Origin of the sequence: Hyphomicrobium sp. DY-1 (assembly GCF_047497105.1) — a bacterium.
Taxonomy (GTDB): Bacteria; Pseudomonadota; Alphaproteobacteria; order Rhizobiales; family Hyphomicrobiaceae; genus Hyphomicrobium_B.
The window spans coordinates 955,711-972,531 of the sequence record NZ_CP134870.1; the positions used below are offsets into that span (position 1 = coordinate 955,711).

The 16,821-nt window shown below is 60.3% G+C and carries 15 protein-coding genes and 2 pseudogenes; 7 read left to right on the top strand and 10 right to left on the bottom strand.

Annotated elements, in window-relative coordinates; genetic code table 11:
• The first annotated feature begins 8 nt into the window (after positions 1-8).
• A complete protein-coding gene (locus RLW41_RS04610; RefSeq protein WP_414463684.1) occupies positions 9-527 on the top strand; it encodes a hypothetical protein in 519 nt (172 codons plus the stop codon).
• On the top strand, positions 524-2,593 hold the full coding sequence (locus RLW41_RS04615; RefSeq protein WP_414463685.1) for a recombinase family protein: 2,070 nt from the start codon (positions 524-526) through the stop codon (positions 2,591-2,593). Before RLW41_RS04610 ends, RLW41_RS04615 begins: the two co-directional genes overlap by 4 nt.
• Before the next feature lie 130 nt (positions 2,594-2,723).
• On the opposite strand, the pseudogene RLW41_RS04620 reads toward RLW41_RS04615, so the two are convergent.
• Positions 2,724-2,990, bottom strand: a pseudogene (locus tag RLW41_RS04620) (IS3 family transposase); the annotation flags it as partial.
• Positions 2,991-3,309: 319 nt separating this feature from the next.
• On the opposite strand from RLW41_RS04620, the pseudogene RLW41_RS04625 reads away from it, so the two are divergent.
• Positions 3,310-3,591 (top strand): annotated as a pseudogene (locus RLW41_RS04625) (DNA polymerase IV); the annotation flags it as partial.
• A gap of 10 nt (positions 3,592-3,601) precedes the next feature.
• Here the strand turns inward: RLW41_RS04625 and RLW41_RS04630 are convergent.
• Positions 3,602-4,362 (bottom strand): IS5 family transposase gene (locus RLW41_RS04630; protein WP_414463686.1). Its coding sequence is split into 2 segments (ribosomal slippage): positions 3,602-4,003 and positions 4,006-4,362, totalling 759 coding nucleotides; the frame shifts between segments, so codons are not numbered across the junction.
• A 119-nt stretch (positions 4,363-4,481) separates the two neighbouring features.
• On the opposite strand from RLW41_RS04630, the gene RLW41_RS04635 reads away from it, so the two are divergent.
• Both RLW41_RS04635 and RLW41_RS04640 read left to right on the top strand, forming a co-directional pair.
• A complete protein-coding gene (locus RLW41_RS04635) occupies positions 4,482-5,441 on the top strand; it encodes an IS5 family transposase (RefSeq protein ID WP_414463669.1) in 960 nt (319 codons plus the stop codon).
• A gap of 172 nt (positions 5,442-5,613) precedes the next feature.
• A protein-coding gene (locus RLW41_RS04640; RefSeq protein ID WP_414463687.1) for an IS5 family transposase occupies positions 5,614-6,374 on the top strand; the annotation gives its coding sequence in 2 pieces (ribosomal slippage) (positions 5,614-5,953 and positions 5,953-6,374; 762 coding nt in all).
• A gap of 153 nt (positions 6,375-6,527) precedes the next feature.
• Here RLW41_RS04640 and RLW41_RS04645 read toward each other — a convergent pair.
• A complete protein-coding gene (locus RLW41_RS04645; RefSeq protein ID WP_414463688.1) occupies positions 6,528-7,016 on the bottom strand; it encodes an FUSC family protein in 489 nt (162 codons plus the stop codon).
• Between the two features lie 201 nt (positions 7,017-7,217).
• Here RLW41_RS04645 and istA point away from each other — a divergent pair, with 201 nt between their 5' ends.
• Together istA and istB are read left to right on the top strand one after the other, a co-directional pair.
• On the top strand, positions 7,218-8,717 hold the full coding sequence (gene istA, locus RLW41_RS04650; RefSeq protein ID WP_414463689.1) for an IS21 family transposase: 1,500 nt from the start codon (positions 7,218-7,220) through the stop codon (positions 8,715-8,717).
• Positions 8,714-9,508, top strand: a complete 795-nt coding sequence (gene istB, locus RLW41_RS04655; RefSeq protein ID WP_414463690.1) for an IS21-like element helper ATPase IstB — start codon at positions 8,714-8,716, stop codon at positions 9,506-9,508. Before istA ends, istB begins: the two co-directional genes overlap by 4 nt.
• Positions 9,509-9,592: 84 nt before the next feature.
• Here the strand turns inward: istB and RLW41_RS04660 are convergent, their stop codons facing one another.
• The 7 genes from RLW41_RS04660 to RLW41_RS04690 all read right to left on the bottom strand — a co-directional run bounded on the left by RLW41_RS04660 (position 9,593) and on the right by RLW41_RS04690 (position 16,820).
• Positions 9,593-9,766, bottom strand: coding sequence for a hypothetical protein (locus tag RLW41_RS04660; RefSeq protein ID WP_414463691.1), 174 nt, complete (start codon positions 9,764-9,766; stop codon positions 9,593-9,595).
• A 295-nt stretch (positions 9,767-10,061) separates the two neighbouring features.
• Positions 10,062-11,480 carry a phage terminase large subunit gene (gene terL, locus RLW41_RS04665; RefSeq protein WP_414463692.1) on the bottom strand — a complete coding sequence of 473 codons (1,419 nt, stop codon included), beginning with the start codon at positions 11,478-11,480 and terminating at the stop codon, positions 10,062-10,064.
• Entirely contained in the window at positions 11,473-11,892 is a 420-nt protein-coding gene (locus RLW41_RS04670) for a DUF5681 domain-containing protein (protein WP_414463693.1), read from the bottom strand. The genes terL and RLW41_RS04670 overlap by 8 nt, the downstream gene beginning before the upstream one ends.
• Positions 11,885-13,339 (bottom strand): DNA methyltransferase, encoded by a 1,455-nt coding sequence (locus RLW41_RS04675; protein ID WP_414463694.1) that lies wholly within the window; start codon positions 13,337-13,339, stop codon positions 11,885-11,887. The genes RLW41_RS04670 and RLW41_RS04675 overlap by 8 nt, the downstream gene beginning before the upstream one ends.
• 230 nt (positions 13,340-13,569) lie before the next feature.
• A complete protein-coding gene (locus RLW41_RS04680) occupies positions 13,570-14,100 on the bottom strand; it encodes a hypothetical protein (protein WP_414463695.1) in 531 nt (176 codons plus the stop codon).
• Positions 14,101-14,664: 564 nt separating this feature from the next.
• Positions 14,665-16,347 (bottom strand): recombinase family protein, encoded by a 1,683-nt coding sequence (locus RLW41_RS04685; RefSeq protein ID WP_414463696.1) that lies wholly within the window; start codon positions 16,345-16,347, stop codon positions 14,665-14,667.
• Entirely contained in the window at positions 16,344-16,820 is a 477-nt protein-coding gene (locus tag RLW41_RS04690) for a DUF2924 domain-containing protein (RefSeq protein WP_414463697.1), read from the bottom strand. Before RLW41_RS04690 ends, RLW41_RS04685 begins: the two co-directional genes overlap by 4 nt.
• Position 16,821 lies beyond the last annotated feature (1 nt).

Below are 16,821 nucleotides of genomic sequence, written 5' to 3' on the forward strand. Positions count from 1 at the left end.
GGATGCGAGTGGCGATTCACGAGGCGGTCGACAAGGCCGATGACGTCGTCTTCCGCTGCACGTTGAGCGGCTCAGCGACGGACCGGTGGCTGGAAGTGCCGGCCTGGATGTTCGACCGGGTGAGGTGCTTCGATCCGACGCGGCTGAGCGCATCGCCCTTTGTCAGCATGGATGCGCTGTCGGCGCTGTCCGATCTTCTGCGGCAGGCATTGAAGCCGCCGCTGCCGTCATCGAATGCGTCGCATTCTGGCGCATCCATATCCTCTCACGATCAGAATCGGGGAGAGGCCCATGACCATGCGAAGCCCGGTGCAACCGCCAGCGATGCCGGCCGACCGGCGAAGGCTTCAGCAAAGCGATCGCTGCCAGCAGATCGACCTATTCGACGGCGTAACGCCGACGCAGATACCGGCATGGCAGGACCTGCCGCAGGAGACGCGGGATACGCTGACCAGCCTGATGGCGCGGCTGATCCTGGAGCACGCTCAGATCAGCGGCCCGGCCGTGCGGATGGAGGCCGGTCATGATCACTGGCAAGGTCCGGCCGCATCACCTGGAGCGCAAGGCGCTACTTTATGTGCGGCAATCCTCGGCCCATCAGGTGCTGCACAACCGCGAGAGCAGCGCGCTGCAGTACGCCATGCGAGACCGCCTGACGGCGCTCGGCTGGTCGGAGATCGAGGTCATTGATGACGATCTTGGCCGTTCCGCCGCCGGCGGCGTGCAGCGCACTGGCTTCGAGCGCATGGTTGCCGAAGTCTGCCTCGGCAAGGTCGGCGCCGTCTGCGCACGCGAGGTCTCGCGCTTCGCCCGCAACAGCCGGGACTGGCAACAGCTGATCGAGATGTGTCGCGTGGTCGACACCGTGCTGGTCGATCAGGAGACGATCTATGCGCCGAGACAAGGGAATGACCGGCTGCTCCTGGGCTTGAAGGGCAGCCTCAACGAATACGAACTCGATCTCCTACGCCAGCGCTCACTGTCCGCCCGCTACGAGAAGGCGCGCCGAGGGGAGCTTGTCGTCAGCGCGCCGGTAGGCTTCGTGAAGGCCGGCGACCGCTACGAGAAGGATCCAGACCGGCGTGTGCAGGAGGCGATCACGCTGGTCTTCGACAAGGTGCAGGAGCTTGGCAGCGCGCGGCAGGCGCTGTGCTGGTTCCATGAGCACGATCTTGATTTGCCGGTGAAGCAGAACAACGGGGACACGACCTGGCGGCGTCCCAACTACGCCACCATCCACCGGATGATCGACAATCCGATCTACGGTGGGGCCTATGCCTATGGTAAGACTGCCGCAGCATCGGGATACAGCGCCGATGGCGTCAGCGTGAAGGTCCGTCGCAAAGCGCGGACTGATTGGCTGGCGCTGATGCCGAATGCGCACGAAGGATACGTAAGCTGGGAGAGGGCGGAAGCGATCCGCAAAATGGTCAGCAGCAACGTTCCCACCGGCCGGCATCACGGCGCGCCCAAGCATGGCGACGCGCTCCTTGCCGGGCTGATCCGCTGCAAGCGCTGCGGGCGCAAGCTGACGCTGAAGTACACAGGCGCCAAGCACGGCATCCCACGCTACAGCTGCAGCCGAGCCTGGATGGACAATGGCGCCCCTCACTGCATCGCCTTCGGCGGTCTGCGTGTTGACGATGCCATCGAGAATGCGTTGCTGACTGTGGTGGGTCCCGGCGCGATCGCCGCCGCCACGGCCGCCGAGAAGGAGGCCGGCCAGCGGCGGGATCAGGTGCGCGAGGCCCTCGGCCGCGACCTCGAAGCGACGCGCTACGCCGCTGACCGCGCCTTCAGGCAATACGATGCTGCCGATCCAGCCAATCGGCTGGTCACGGGCGAACTGGAGGCGCGCTGGAACAGGGCGCTCACGCATGTGGCGGAGGTCGAAGCCAAGATCGCGGCGCATGATGCAGCCACGCCCGTTGCCGCCATCGATCCTCTCGCGCTCGGTCTGCTGGCGTCGAACCTCAAGACCGTCTGGTCTGCACCAGCGACCGATGCGCGGCTGAAGAAGCGCATCGTGCGCACCATCATCCATGAGGTGGTGGCCGATATCGACGATGCAGCCGCCGAGATCGTTCTCGTCGTTCACTGGATTGGCGGTGTGCACAGCGAGATGCGCCTGCCCAAGCGTCGCCGCGGTCAACGGAACAGCACATCCGCCGATGTGACCACCGCCGTGCGCCAGCTCGTGCTCATCGCCAATGACGACCTGATCGCAGGCATCCTCAACCGCAATGGTCTGAAGACCGGCAATGGCAACCGATGGACCCGCGAGCGCGTAACATCGATGCGCTCGAACTATCGCATCCCGGTGTTCAAGCCCGCCGAGGATGGGATTGAGCCATGGCTCAACCTGAGTAACGCCGCGAAGCTTCTGCAGATTGCGCCCAAGACGCTGCGGCTTGCTGCGGAAGCCGGAGAGATCGAGGCAATCCATCCTCTTCCTGACGGACCGTGGATCTTCGCCCGCACCGCGCTCACGACATCAGCCGCCCGATCAATCATCGAACGGGCACGACAGAACCCGAGATACCCCACGGGATCGCATCCCGGCCAACAAAGCCTCTTCTCTTCAATCACATAGCAAGATGGGTGTTCTGATGCGCGGTTGTAGTGGCGTCTCCAACTCTCGATGATGATCCTGGCCTCTTTAAGAGTGTCCATTCGCGCAGTGCCTTGGCGATGAACTCGGGGCCGTAGTCAGACCGAATGTGGCGTCGCCAGATCCGTTCAACCCGCTTGTCATTCACGAGCCAGCCCGCATCTCTCAGCAATGCGGCGATCTTGCGATAGCCGTAACGGCCATATTGGCGGGCCAGTTCGATAATGTCGGCGGTCAGCCGCTCTTCATCGTCGCGGCCGATCGGCACCTTGCGTTGCGTCGAGCGATGCTGACCGAGCGCCGCACAGGCGCGACGCTCGGAGACGTGGAGTTCGTGTCGAACATGCTCAATGCAAACGCGTCGGCGTGCGGGGCTTAGATGGGGTATTCGGGCTCCCCCTCGCCCCGCCGCCGATTGTGGCGTGAGATGGCAGCTCCGACATTCCATATTGAAGGAGCCGTCATGTCACTGTTTGCTGGTCTCGAATATCTCGGTGAAGACGACCGCTATTTGTGTCCTCGACGCGAATGGTCAGATTCTCCTCGAAACGACGGTTGAGAGCGCTCCGGACGCTATTGCCGAACGGCTGCGCGAACTCGATCAACCGTTTGAGCGCGTCGGGTTGGAGGCCGGACCACTATCCCAATGGATTTATGCAGGCCTCGTTGAGATGGGTCTTGCCGCGATCTGTGTCGAGACCCGACAGATCCGGGAAATCTTCGCCGAATATACGCCGGTCTTTGAGCCGCTCTCCCTCGACGAGGCCTATCTCGACGTGACGGAAAACTTGCGTGGCCTGCCCACGGCTGCCGATACTGCCACCGAAATTCGCTCTAGGATCTTCTCCGAGACCGGCCTCACGGCTTCAGCGGGCGTTTCCTACAACAAGTTTTTGGCCAAGCTCGCCTCCGATATGCGCAAGCCCAATGGCCAGTTCGTCATTCCACCCCAGCGCGGAGCAGAATTCATTGAAGCTCTAGGGTCCAGACTCAATTGAGCCAATATGCGACGAGAGCGGCGAGATGAACAGCGGCCAAGAAATTCCGGGCGAGCTTGTCATATCGCGTGGCGATGCGGCGGAAGTCCTTAAGCCTGCAAAAGCAGCGTTCGATGACATTTCGGCCTTTGTAGGCGCGTTTGTTGAAGCGATGGATGACGACACGGTTAGATTTATTGGGGATTACGGGCTTGGCGCCGCGACGAACGATTTCGCCGCGAAAGTTGTCGCCGTCATACCCTTTGTCGGCGAGGAGCGCGCGCATGGGTGGCGCGAGCGCCAGGACATCGGGCGCCGCAGCGATATCGGCATCCTGGCCTGGAGTCAGATGCAGGACGACCGGCCGGCAGAGCGGATCGCTCAGCGCATGGATTTTTGTCGTGCGGCCTCCGCGCGAGCGGCCAATTGCTTGGTTGTGCTCCCCCCTTTTCCGCCGGAGGCACACCGGTGAGCTTTAATCGAGGTCGAGTCGAGCGACAGCACAACGCCGTCTTCGCCAGGCTTGGCCAGCGCTTCGAAGATTGCGCACCATCGTCCTCGCTTGGCCCAGCGATTGAAGCGATTGTAGATCGTCGTGTAAGGGCCGTATTCACGCGGACAATCGCGCCATCGTGCACCCGATTGCAGCATGTGAATGATGCCGCTGATGATGCGCCGATCGTCGTCCCGATCCGGCCCCGTCAGTCCCGTCGGCAGATGCGGTTCGATACGCGCCCATTGCCTGTCATTCAGCCAAAACACACCAGCGCGCATTCTCTCGCCCCCGAATCAAAAACACGTAGGCAAGAGAATCACGTGGCGCTATTTAGGGAACCTCTGAATAGCACGCTCGGCCATGGCACACTGAGGTCATTGATTCGAGGGGGCAACGGATGGCTGACCAGTTGAGCTTTGCATCGCTCGAGTTTGCAGCGAAGAAGAAGCGCACGAAGCGAGATGTATTCCTGGCCGAGATGTCGGCCGTGGTGCCGTGGGCCCAGCTCGAAGCGCTGATCGAGCCGCACTATCCCAAGCTTGGCCCGCAGGGCGGGCGCCGCCCGTTCCCGCTGCCGACGATGCTGCGCATCTACTGCCTGCAGCAGTGGTACAACCTCTCCGACCCTGGCGCCGAGGAGACGCTTTACGACATCCAATCGATGCGCGCGTTCGCCGGTCTCGAACTCGGCCGCGATGCGATCCCCGACGAGACGACGATCCTCAACTTCCGCCATCTGCTCGAACGGCACGAGCTGACGAAGGCGATCTTCGAGAGCGTGGCCGAGCACCTCGCGGCCAAGGGCGAGTTGCTGCGCGGCGGCACCATCGTCGACGCGACGCTGATCGCCGCCTCATCCTCGACGAAGAACAAGGAGCAGAAGCGCGATCCCGCCATGTCATCGTCGAAGAAGGGAAACCAGTGGTACTTCGGCATGAAGGCGCACATCGGCGTCGATGCGGAAAGCGGGCTCGTGCACACGGCCGGCGTGACGACGGGCAAGGTTCACGATGCGAAGGTGATGGCCAACCTGATCCGCGAGGACGACACCGCGGTCTACGGCGACAAAGGCTACGCGAGTGAGGAGAAGAAGCGCGCTGCCGAAGACGCCGGTGTGCTCTGGGCGGTGAAGGAGAAGGCGAAGCCCGGCCGCGATCTCACGCAGCGCCAGCGCGCGAGGAACCGCCGCTTCGGCAAGGTGCGCGCAAAGGTCGAGCACGTCTTCCGTGTCCTGAAATGCCAGTTCGGCTATCGCAAAGTGCGCTACCGCGGCATCGCCAAGAACGGCGCACAGGTGTTCGCGCTCTTCGCGCTCGCCAATCTCTACCTCGCTCGCAGTCGACTTGCGTCTGCTTGAGCGAGGAATGCGGGCCGAACGGCGCCGTAGCGGCATCTGCCAGCTGCTCGAACGCCCCCAAAAAGCGCGATGAACGTCACTGCCGCCCCTGGCCGAGCGTGCTATTCAGAGGTTCCCTAAATAGCGCCACGTGATTCTCTTGCCTACGTGTTTTTGATTCGGGGGCGAGAGAATGCGCGCTGGTGTGTTTTGGCTGAATGACAGGCAATGGGCGCGTATCGAACCGCATCTGCCGACGGGACTGACGGGGCCGGATCGGGACGACGATCGGCGCATCATCAGCGGCATCATTCACATGCTGCAATCGGGTGCACGATGGCGCGATTGTCCGCGTGAATACGGCCCTTACACGACGATCTACAATCGCTTCAATCGCTGGGCCAAGCGAGGACGATGGTGCGCAATCTTCGAAGCGCTGGCCAAGCCTGGCGAAGACGGCGTTGTGCTGTCGCTCGACTCGACCTCGATTAAAGCTCACCGGTGTGCCTCCGGCGGAAAAGGGGGGAGCACAACCAAGCAATTGGCCGCTCGCGCGGAGGCCGCACGACAAAAATCCATGCGCTGAGCGATCCGCTCTGCCGGCCGGTCGTCCTGCATCTGACTCCAGGCCAGGATGCCGATATCGCTGCGGCGCCCGATGTCCTGGCGCTCGCGCCACCCATGCGCGCGCTCCTCGCCGACAAAGGGTATGACGGCGACAACTTTCGCGGCGAAATCGTTCGTCGCGGCGCCAAGCCCGTAATCCCCAATAAATCTAACCGTGTCGTCATCCATCGCTTCAACAAACGCGCCTACAAAGGCCGAAATGTCATCGAACGCTGCTTTTGCAGGCTTAAGGACTTCCGCCGCATCGCCACGCGATATGACAAGCTCGCCCGGAATTTCTTGGCCGCTGTTCATCTCGCCGCTCTCGTCGCATATTGGCTCAATTGAGTCTGGACCCTAGAGCGGTTTTCGCTTGATTGGGGCACGCGACGCTTGACTTTGCTTGATGTAGACTCCTTCGGAAGTCGTAGCGCGGCCCCCTTTAGGCGTGAGAGTTTGAGTGGATTGCCAACAGAAGCTTACCAAAAAAATGTCGGCATTTTAAAATCTTGTGGGTGAAAATCCAAAAGCGAGCGTAACCGCCAAGATAGCGACCTTCATTTCCTCGACACGCGAAATCGTGGCCATGAAGATGTTGCCGGGATCGTCGAGGTAGGGAACGCTGATGACTGCCGCGCTGAACCCAGCCATTTGAAACAAAAACGCGCGCGGCGTCCGGTCGGAGACAGCAAGATAAATGCAAATCCCTGTCCAGGTTCCGAGGTCGAGGACGAGAAGCTCAGCGGTCCCTCTCGAAAAGGCTCCTGCCGTCGCGTTGACATAAACTGCGCATCCAACAAGCCTTGGCGGCCAGTGTTGATGGCTTCCATGTCCGGAGTTATTCAGAATGTGTTGCAAAACCCGTCTGCTCGGGCGCGACCACTCAGATTTGATTTTTGAGCGGCCTTTCTGTTCCGCCCTCGCTCCAGAGCGGCCGCATCGACTTATGCGCACCAACTCCTGACGCCACCGGACGTTTACGCGGCACATGCCGTCGTGGCTCGGGGCGGCGATCGGCAGAGCAGCTTCGCCAGTCGCCTCAAATTCTGCGCCGTCGCTGTGAGCAGCACCTCGTCCTGTAAAAGCCGGAGCAATACTACCTCGCAGAAGCGGCTGATTTGTTCGGCTGCGCCGGACTAAAAGTGCGGCAGAACGAAGCCTTGTGCCTGCGTCGGCAGAGGGCGGCGGGGGATGAAGACGGTGGAGCTTTACGCACGGGTCCGTCACGCGGTGCAGATTGAGGGGATCAGCCGGCGAGCGGCAGCGGAGCGTTTTGGGATCAACGCCCGAACCGTTTCCAAGATGCTGAAGTTCTCAGTGCCGCCTGGGTATGTGCGCCAGAAGCCGCCGTTCAGGCCGAAACTCGAAGAGTTCATTGGTATCATTGATGCGATCCTGGAGGCTGACAAGGATCGGCCGAAGAAGCAGCGGCATACCTCCAAACGCATTTTCGAGCGGCTTCGCGATGAGCACGGCTTCACGGGCCGGATCACGATTGTGAAGGATTACGTGGCGGGTTGGCGCCAGCGCGGCCAAGAGATGTTCGTGCCGCTGGTGCATCCGCCGGGCCATGCCCAGGCCGACTTCGGCGAGGCGCTCGGTGTCATCGGCGGCGTCGAGCGCAAGATCCATTATCTGGCTATGGATCTGCCGCACTCTGACGCGATCTTCGTCGTGGCGTATCCGGCCGAGACGACAGAGGCGTTCTGCGACGGGCACGTCAAAGCGTTCGAGTTCTTCGGCGGCGTGCCGCAGTCGATCCTCTACGACAACACAAAGATCGCGGTCGGCCGCATTCTTGGGTGTGGCCGCCGCCAGCGCACGCGCGTGTTCAGCGAGTTACAATCGCACTACCTGTTCACGGACCGGTTCGGTCGCCCCGGAAAAGGCAACGACAAGGGCAAGGTCGAGGGACTCGTCGGTTATGCGCGGCGCAACTTCCTTGTGCCGGTTCCGGTGTTCGAGAGCTTCGAGGCGTTGAACGCGCATCTTCTGGACAAGTGCCGCAAGCGTCTGGCCGACCGGCTGCGTGGCCATGACGGCACGATCGGCGAGCGGCTGGAACGGGATCGTGCTGCATTCCAGAAGCCGCTGCCGGCGCCCTATGACGCTTGTGAGAAACGGCCAGGCAGCGTCAACTCGCTGTCGCTGGTGCGCTATCGCAGCAACGACTACTCGGTGCCGACGGCCTTCGGGCACAGACAAGTTCTGATCCGGGGCTATGTCCACGAGGTCGTCATCGCCTGCGGTGCCGAGGTGATTGCGCGACATCCCCGTTCGTATGAGCGCGAGGACTTCGTGTTCAATCCTCTGCATTATCTGGCGTTGATCGAGCAGAAGACCAATGCGCTCGACCAGGCCGCACCGTTGGCCGATTGGAAGCTGCCGAATGCGTTCGCGACCCTGCGACGGCTACTCGAAGCCCGTATGGGCAAAAAGGGAAAGCGCGAGTTCGTGCAGGTGTTGCGGCTGATGGAGATCTTCAAGATCGAAGACGTGGCCGCCGGCGTTGGCGATGCGATTGCACGCGGGGCGATCGGATACGATGCCGTGAAGCATCTGGTGCTGTGTCGTATCGAGCGGCGTCCGCCACGGCTCGACATGACGATCTATCCGTATCTGCCCAAAGCGACCGTGGCCACGACGTCGGCGCGGTCGTACATGGAGCTGTTGGCTGAGGTGGCGGCATGACCGATACACCACAGATCCTACTCGCCCACCATCTGAAGGCGCTGAAGCTGCCGACGTTCCTGCGCGAGTACGACAAGGTTGCCCGTCTGTGCGCCACCGAGGGCGTCGATCATGCGCGCTATCTGATGCGGTTGTCCGAGATGGAAATGATCGATCGCGAACGGCGCATGGTCGAGCGCCGGATCAAGGCGGCGAAGTTCCCGACCGTCAAAAGCCTCGATAGCTTCGACTTCCTGGCGCTGCCGTCGCTGAACAAAATGCTGGTTCTGGAGTTGGCGCGATCGGATTACGTCGAGCGCCGCGAGAATATTATCGCGGTCGGCAACAGTGGCACGGGCAAGAGCCACGTTGCGCTTGGGCTCGGCTTGGCGGCTTGCCAGAAGGGCCTATCCGTCGGCTTCATCACGGCGTCGGCCCTCGTCCACGAACTGCTTGAGGCACGTGATGAGAAACGCCTGTTGCGGCTGCAGCGTCAGCTGGCGGCTTATAAGCTGCTGATCATCGATGAACTCGGCTACGTGCCGTTATCGCCGACCGGCGCCGAGCTGCTGTTCGAAGTGTTCTCGCAGCGCTACGAGTGCGGCAGCACATTGGTCACCAGCAACCTGCCGTTCGACGAGTGGACATCCGTGTTCGGTTCGGAGCGCTTGACCGGGGCGCTGCTCGACCGCCTGACGCACCACGTCCACATCCTGGAGATGAACGGCGACAGCTTCAGGCTCGCCCACTCCAAGCGCCGGTCACGCCGCAACCGGGCCGACAACCCGACGGATGCCGTTCCTCATGAATGACGCGCCGCAAGCAGGAAGGCCCCCTCGAGGGGGCCTTCCTGCTTGCGCATCCCTGCTGCACTTTTACTCCGGCCAGCCGCTGCACTATCGCTCCGGCGTTGACACGCGCATGATCGCCATCGTGCCCAAGCCATCCGCGGAGCCAAGGATGATCTTGGCGCGCCATACGACTTTCGCTGGCGTGTTGCGATCCGCTACCAGGCGCTGCAGGCGCTCCCGCTCAGCCGCGCTCACCTTGAAGGATATGTTTGCTCGCATGTCCCCGAGAATGACTGATTTGCCAGGCCGTGGGAATCCTGTGTCCGGGACGGAACACTAGCTTCTGGAACGTTTCCCCGGTATCGTGCAGAATTCGTTGCTCGCCTGAGACCTCGTGATAGCGGCGCAGGAAGACGTCGACATAGCGTGGATCGAGTTCGAGGCCCCTATGTCTTTAGGGTAATTGGCAGCCATCGAGCGGTCGAGCCTGTATCAAATTACAGCGACCCGATCGGCAGAAGTCGAGGGTCGTCTTCGGCCAATGGCGAGTGCGCAATTGAGCGAAGGATGGCTGTCAAACCAGCGAACGAAGTCGGCTACGAAAGAGCGCGAAACCCGTAGAACCAAGAAATTGGACAGTCGAGTCAACCTGATCGTCGAACTTGCAATGTGGGAACTGGAAGATCTCGGCCTCATAAGTTGCCAGCCACGGCGCTTCGACAGGTAGCCAGACGAGGCCCTGCTCAAACTTCACTGTCTGCTCCTGCGCGCGCTCGACCTTACCCTTTTCAGGGTCCCGCGAGAGCAGCCACGGCTGGTTGCCCGTTTTATTGAAGTACTCGATGAGACTGATGCCGCTGGCCTTTTTCTCGACGATGACCAGCTTGGCGTTCCACTTCTCTTTCTGGACTTTGACCTGATTGACGAGGTCCACGAAGTTGGGGCGGTCGCGCCAGAGGTCGAGCAAATAATACCCGTCGGGACACTTCGCCCAGGTCGTGCAGACCGTGTAGGAGTTGGTTTCGTCACCTTGATAGGCAGTGTCCCACGATTGGATCACTGCTTCAACTTTCGCTGGACCAGGAGCTTTCTGATAGCGCTTCACCCAGGCATTCTTGAAGATATAGCCGCCCGGCGGCAACGGGCGCTGATTATACTGGGCTTCAAAATCATGCTCGCCCATGTCTTTCTTGAGCTGCTCAAGATCCTCCTTGTCGTGCCGGGAACGCTGAAGAATGTGCCCCGGGCCGAGCCACACGTTCCATCCTCCGGCGACAACGTCGTATATTTTCTTTTCGGAGTGGATCGCCGGCAGGATCAATTCTTCCCAGCCGCTTTTCGCGATGAGATGGCCCGGCAGATCCTCGGCATGAAGTCTCTGTCCGACAACAATGATCCTGCGCTTTTTCGGTTTGTCGAAGCGGCTGTGAATCGTCGAGTTGAACCAGTTGATGCAGTTCTCCCGAGCCGTCGGCGAATGCGCCTCGCTGGCCTTGAGCAAATCGTCGGCGATAAAAAAATGCGCGCCGCGGCCAGTCACCGTGCCGCCGACGGACGTTGCGAGACGATATCCCCCCGCGGTTGTGCCAACCTCGGTCTTGTTCTGCTGTTTGGGATCCAGAATCGTCCCTGGAAACAGTCGCCGATAAAAAGGAGATCGCATCAGCTTCAACGTGTCTCCGCTGAACTTCTCGGCGAGCGATGCTGCATAGGATGCGCAAACGATGCGTGTTTTAGGGTTCCTGCCGAGCAGCCACGCTGTGTAGGCGATCGAAATCAGATAGGTCTTCAGATAGCGTGGTGGAATGCAAACCAGGGCGCGGGGGACCTCGCCATCATAAACCTTCTCGAGCAACCGACAGATGATGCTGATGTGATGAGACAGCTCGAGCATTCCTCCTTCGAGCACTGGAAAGGCCCGGATCGCGAAGGAACGGAACTCGCGGCGACACAAGTCATCGACGATCCTTCGCAGCTCGAACGGGTCAGCCATCGACATCATCCTTTTTCTTGAAGACGTGAAATTTCTCGCGAAGCTCGATCCACGCATCGAGCGTCGCAAAATCCGCGGCGGACTCATCTGGCGATGGCGGCGCGGCCTCCGGCGGGTCGTACCTCTCGTCGAGCTCTTTCTGGATCTGAAAAGCCTTTAGGTTGCCTGCAGCGGCTTGCTGGGCGACCTGATGGTAGCCCAGTTCTTTCTTTGACATGGTCTTCTGTTTACCGTCCATGGTGACGGTGACTTTTTCTCCGAATGCCTCCTGGTAGAGCGTCTTCTGGTTCTTCGACCCTTTGGGTCGGCCTTTCGGGTTGGGTGATTGGCCGCCCTTCTTCCACCAGCTCTCGGGGTCGGTTTTGCCTTTGCCCCACTTCGAGGACTTCGGAGGCTTCTTCTCCTCACTCATGGCTGCCCTGCCCGTCGTCAGTACGTTGTTCGACGAGTTCCGCGAAGGTCAAACCCGTCTCGACATGCACGGCGCGATCGCCGGTCAGTCGTTCCCAGCGCCGGATCGCACGATCGACATACTTGGGATCGAGTTCGATGCAGCGGGCCTCGCGATCACAGCGCTCGCCGGCAATGATCGTCGTGCCCGACCCCGAAAATGGGTCGAGCACCACTTCGCCGACATTGGTCACGTCGACGATCGCATCAATGACAAGTTCCACAGGCTTCGGGGTCGGATGGTCGGCAAGTGCCAGCGCGGCCGACGATCCCCGCCGGTTAGCGCCCGCATAGGTCCAGACGTTGGTGCGATCTCGCCCGAAAACACCCAACGCCACATTATTTGTGGCCGGCGACTTCCCGTTGCAGAACACGGCGACAAGCTCGTGGCACGATCTGTAGAGCCCGCCCATGCCACCCGACCCTTTGTTCCAGACAGCGACATTGATGCGATCCAGGCCGGCCTCACGCCCCCCATCGAGCAAGAGTTCGATCTGACGCCAGTCCATGCAGGCGAAGAGGACAGCGCCCGGTAACAATGATGCCCGACAAAGACTGAGATACGTTCTTAGGAACTGCCGAAACTCGGCCTCGCTCTCCTTCCCCGCAAACATGACGAAGTCTTCGTGCTTGTGTTTGCCGAGACCTCCGACGAAACCTTCGATCTTGCAGTTGTAGGGCGGATCGGAAAAGGCCGCGTGCGCCGCGCTCCCGCTGAGCACACGCTTATACGACGCTTCATCAAGAGCATCACCGCAGAGCAACTGATGGCGGCCAAGACGGAACAGGTCACCGGCCCTGCTCATCGGCACAACGACAGTATCAGCCGCGCCTTCACTTTCCTCAGAATTGCGTTCGCTCGGAAGCGGCTCGAGCTTGATCTGATCGATCTCGGGCAAGGTGAAGCCGGTCGAGATCAGCTCGATCCCGTGCGACTCGATTGTGATCATCCGGTCGCGGAGTTTATCGAGGTTGTACTTGCCAATCTCACCGATGCGATTGAGCGCGAGACTGAGGGCCTCCAGCTCAAGCGGGTTGAGATGGTCGACGACCCGGCATTCGATTGTCTCGAGGCCGAGCCGGACCGCCGCTTCCCACAGGACGTGCCCTGCAACGATGGTGCCGTTCTTGTCGATCAGGATCGGGAGCACCATCCCAAACTTCATGATGGATCGGATCACGCTTTCGAGGAGCTGCGCTGTCGTCTCGCGCGTCCTATTCGCCGACGGACGGAGCGAGTTGATAGGCTTAAAGACAGTTGTGAGCGCCGGTTGCGGATCATTGCGACCTTGGCCATGGAGCGCGGCGCTGATCCGCGTCTCATCATGGTTGTTCGAGCGGCGATTCTTAGTTGCCGTCTGAAGCTGCTTTTTCAAAGCTCGTGAGTTGATCGTCTCTCTGGCTGACATGCTTAACGCTCGAAACACATTCCGAAGTGAGATGACTGACCGCTATAGCGGTTCAAAAACGTGGGCACTTTAAGTTCACACTCTGGGCTAGTTAAGTGCTATTCAGTTGGGTGGGAGCCGACGTGCCATGTCCGATCTCGCCGATCAGCACATGCCACAAGGTGTGCCGGCCCTCGTCCGTGCACTTTAATTGCACGGACGTGCCGTCGATGTCAACTGCTGCTCGCGACCTATCGTTTTCGGAGTTTCGTGAGCGCCTTGGTCAGGGCCTGCTCCTTCTCGGAAAGGCCACCGCCTGTAGCTTTGGCGCCGTGAGCCTCGAGGACGTCCCGGAAGACGTCGTATTGCTCCGGCGTTAGATGAAGGAGCACGGCATGCACCTTGGCACCTGGATCTGCCCCGTCATTATTCACGAGACGGGCAAGACCGTAGGTCGAATTTTCCTCGGCGAGCTTCAGGAGCCGCTCGCAGTTGCGAACGTTAATATGTGGTGAGATGAGACGCAGCTTGGTCCAGCCGATCCGGTTCAAGCGACGGCTATCCACCTTGAGCTCCGTGAAGGCCCGATCGATCTCGACATAATAATATGCCTTGCGCCTGGCGATGCCGAGTTGCTTCGCGATCGTAAGAAACTCGTCTGGTCTGTCGTCGAGCACCTGTCGCAGGTGGTGCGCGACGTCCATTAAGTCATCGCTCTTCAATTTCTCAACGTTCTCGAGCTTGCGCACGCGTTCCTGCTCCGAGACCAACGTGCTCTTCACCAGCGTCCTCCACCGAAGTCCTTGCAGGACATGAACCGAAAGCCGTCGTGAGTTCAACCCATGACGGCGTGGCGCTCGACGAAGTCGCCGTCAACGTCCTCGAACATAGCTTGGCCCGGCCTCAAGCGACGCCGGGCCGTAACCGCGATCCCCGTACTGGCATCCGTGCTTCACCACCCATGATTCCGTGTTTTGGTTTCATCGGCAAATTCGCGAAAGCCCTATGATATCGGGCGTTTGAAGCGATCAATCGCGCCAATTCCGTGTATTTTTGCGCATTTTCCGTGTTTTTCGGGGGTGAACACGGAAAATCCACCTAGAGACTTGTTCGCGTCAGACTGCCTGCACAGCCAGCCAACTTACTGAAATCGCAGACTTTTCACGCCTCCGGGTGCTCTCAAAATAACGCCGTCGTTTCCGCGGCTTAGCCCTCGGTGGGTCCCGTGAGTGGTCCGCAGAGACGCAAATCAGCACGTTCCGAGGCGGCATTCCGCGAAACGTCTCTGCTGCCGACTTTTGGGGCGGGCGGTTTGGCTTCGGCCATAGTATCCCGGCGTTCGACCGTCAGGCGAAGCCCAAGAACTTGCGCTGCGCGCTCCAATCGAGCGGCAGATCCTGGGAGGTACGGAGCAAGCGTTTCGGACTGAGCTCCGGTGGCTGCCGACCGCCAAAGATGTCCTCGATAATGCTTGGCGCGAGATACGTCAGACGCATCAGTGCCGTCAGACGACCTTTGCTTTTGGTTATGCCCGACGTGATGTCATTGAGGGTTTCCGTCGTAGCGGACAAGATCTTGGCGCGAACAGAGAAGGCCTCCTGCAACACCTGAACGAGGGATGCGTCGGGAGGTCTCTGCGATGGGTCGCCGATCACCATGCGCTTGCCTTGACCAGAACGACGCAGCTCGGCCGGCACTGTGAGAATGATCGACCGATCTGATGCGCTCTCAATTTTTCCCTCTACGCCGAGCGCGCCCGCAAGCTGTTCAGCATCGATCACAATCTCGATCTGATCTGGCGAGAGCATCACGCGAGCAACGGCCTGACGGATAACTGCCCGTGCCGTCTCAGGCGGCATGATGGGCCATTCCTTCCCGAACTTCGCGGCACGGCTGAGTGCTGCCTCCAGTTCTCCAGCCCTCAGTTGAAGTGCAGCTAGAGCGTCGGCGATCTCCTTTTGCGATGTCAGGAGCGTACGTACGCGATCAAGGACCAGACCTTCTACCTCGCTTGCCGGTACGCGCATCGTGTTTCCGGAGGATCTGCTTGTATCAAGCAGGGCGGCAGAAATGTAATATCGGTACCGGCGACCACGCTTGTTAGCGTGCGTGGGCGTCATCCGGTTGCCGTCATGGTCAAAAAGCAGCCCTGATAGAAGGCTTGGCGCCTCCGCCCCTGTCGCCAGGGACCGGGCCTTTCGGTTCGCGGCTAGCTTATCCTCAACCACAAGCCAGAGTTCGGCCTCGATGATGGCTTCGTGCTGGCCGGGATAGACGTTACCCTTGTGAGCGACTTCACCTCGGTAGAGTCGGTTCTGAAGGATCAGATACAGGATCCCGCGTGAGAACTTGGCGCCGCCTGTAATTAGGCCTTTCGTGCCCTCACGTCGCTTGCTACGCAGGCCACGGCGATCGAGTTCAGCTTGCAGCAACTTGACTGAGCCGAGCTCGGCGTATCGCTGGAAAATCAGGCGAATGGTTTCAGCTTCGGCCGAATTGATGACGAGCTTTCTGTCTTTGACGTCGTAGCCAAGTGGCACGGTGCCGCCCATCCACATGCCCTTTGCTTTCGACGCCGCGATCTTGTCACGGATGCGCTCGCCGGCGATCTCGCGCTCGAACTGAGCAAACGACAGCAGCATATTGAGCGTCAGACGCCCCATCGACGTAGTGGTGTTGAACTGCTGGGTCACCGATACAAACGAGGCGCCATTGACGTCGAAGATGTCGACGATCTTGGCGAAGTCGGCCAGAGAGCGTGTCAGCCGGTCGACTTTGTAGACGACAACGATCTGGACCTTCCCGGCCTTGATATCGGCGAGCAGCCGCTGCAGCGCAGGACGCTCCATCGTCCCGCCAGAAAGGCCACCATCGTCATAGAGGTTAGACACCGCAGTCCAGCCTGCATGCTTCTGGCTCTTGATGAAGGCTTCGCAGGCCTCCCTTTGCGCGTCGAGAGAATTGAACTCTTTCTCCAGGCCTTCGTCGGAAGACTTGCGGGTATAGATGGAGCAGCGGACCTTGATCATTCAAGAAGCCTCTCTTGACCAGAGGACGAGGCAGCGCCCGCACCAGTCTTCAGACCAAAGAACCTTGGTCCAGACCAGCGGGCGCCCGTAATCTCGCGGGCGACAACCGACAACGATGGATAGCGCTGTCCCCGCCATTCGACGCCATCGTCCAGGATGACGATGGTATGCGTCTGCCCACGCCATTCCCGGATCAGACGTGTACCCGCCTTAAACGAGACGGGCCGACGACGCCTCTTGCTCGAGAGTTCTTCCGAAGTCGAGGACTGCAGTCTGCGGAGTGAACCTTTCGATAGCCCGCCATGCGCCAATTCCTGGATCCTGTAGGTCACCCCACGCAGCAGGATATCGCGGCTCAGGCGTTTGGGTGGCGACGTCTGATAGAGACGCCGCCACTCATTGCGCAGCGCATCGATCGCAAGGCTCTCAAGTCGTGCGATCTCTGCAGGTAGGCCCAGTGACGGTTTTGCCATG

Coding starts and splice junctions, on each gene's coding strand:
- RLW41_RS04615 (WP_414463685.1), top strand. CDS start 524: ATGATCACTGGCAAGGTCCGGCCGCATCACCTGGAGCGCAAGGCGCTA.
- RLW41_RS04635 (WP_414463669.1), top strand. CDS start 4,482: ATGGCTGACCAGTTGAGCTTTGCATCGCTCGAGTTTGCAGCGAAGAAG.
- RLW41_RS04645 (WP_414463688.1), bottom strand. CDS start 7,016: ATGTGCCGCGTAAACGTCCGGTGGCGTCAGGAGTTGGTGCGCATAAGT.
- istA (WP_414463689.1), top strand. CDS start 7,218: ATGAAGACGGTGGAGCTTTACGCACGGGTCCGTCACGCGGTGCAGATT.
- istB (WP_414463690.1), top strand. CDS start 8,714: ATGACCGATACACCACAGATCCTACTCGCCCACCATCTGAAGGCGCTG.
- RLW41_RS04660 (WP_414463691.1), bottom strand. CDS start 9,766: ATGCGAGCAAACATATCCTTCAAGGTGAGCGCGGCTGAGCGGGAGCGC.
- terL (WP_414463692.1), bottom strand. CDS start 11,480: ATGGCTGACCCGTTCGAGCTGCGAAGGATCGTCGATGACTTGTGTCGC.
- RLW41_RS04670 (WP_414463693.1), bottom strand. CDS start 11,892: ATGAGTGAGGAGAAGAAGCCTCCGAAGTCCTCGAAGTGGGGCAAAGGC.
- RLW41_RS04675 (WP_414463694.1), bottom strand. CDS start 13,339: ATGTCAGCCAGAGAGACGATCAACTCACGAGCTTTGAAAAAGCAGCTT.
- RLW41_RS04685 (WP_414463696.1), bottom strand. CDS start 16,347: ATGATCAAGGTCCGCTGCTCCATCTATACCCGCAAGTCTTCCGACGAA.
- RLW41_RS04690 (WP_414463697.1), bottom strand. CDS start 16,820: ATGGCAAAACCGTCACTGGGCCTACCTGCAGAGATCGCACGACTTGAG.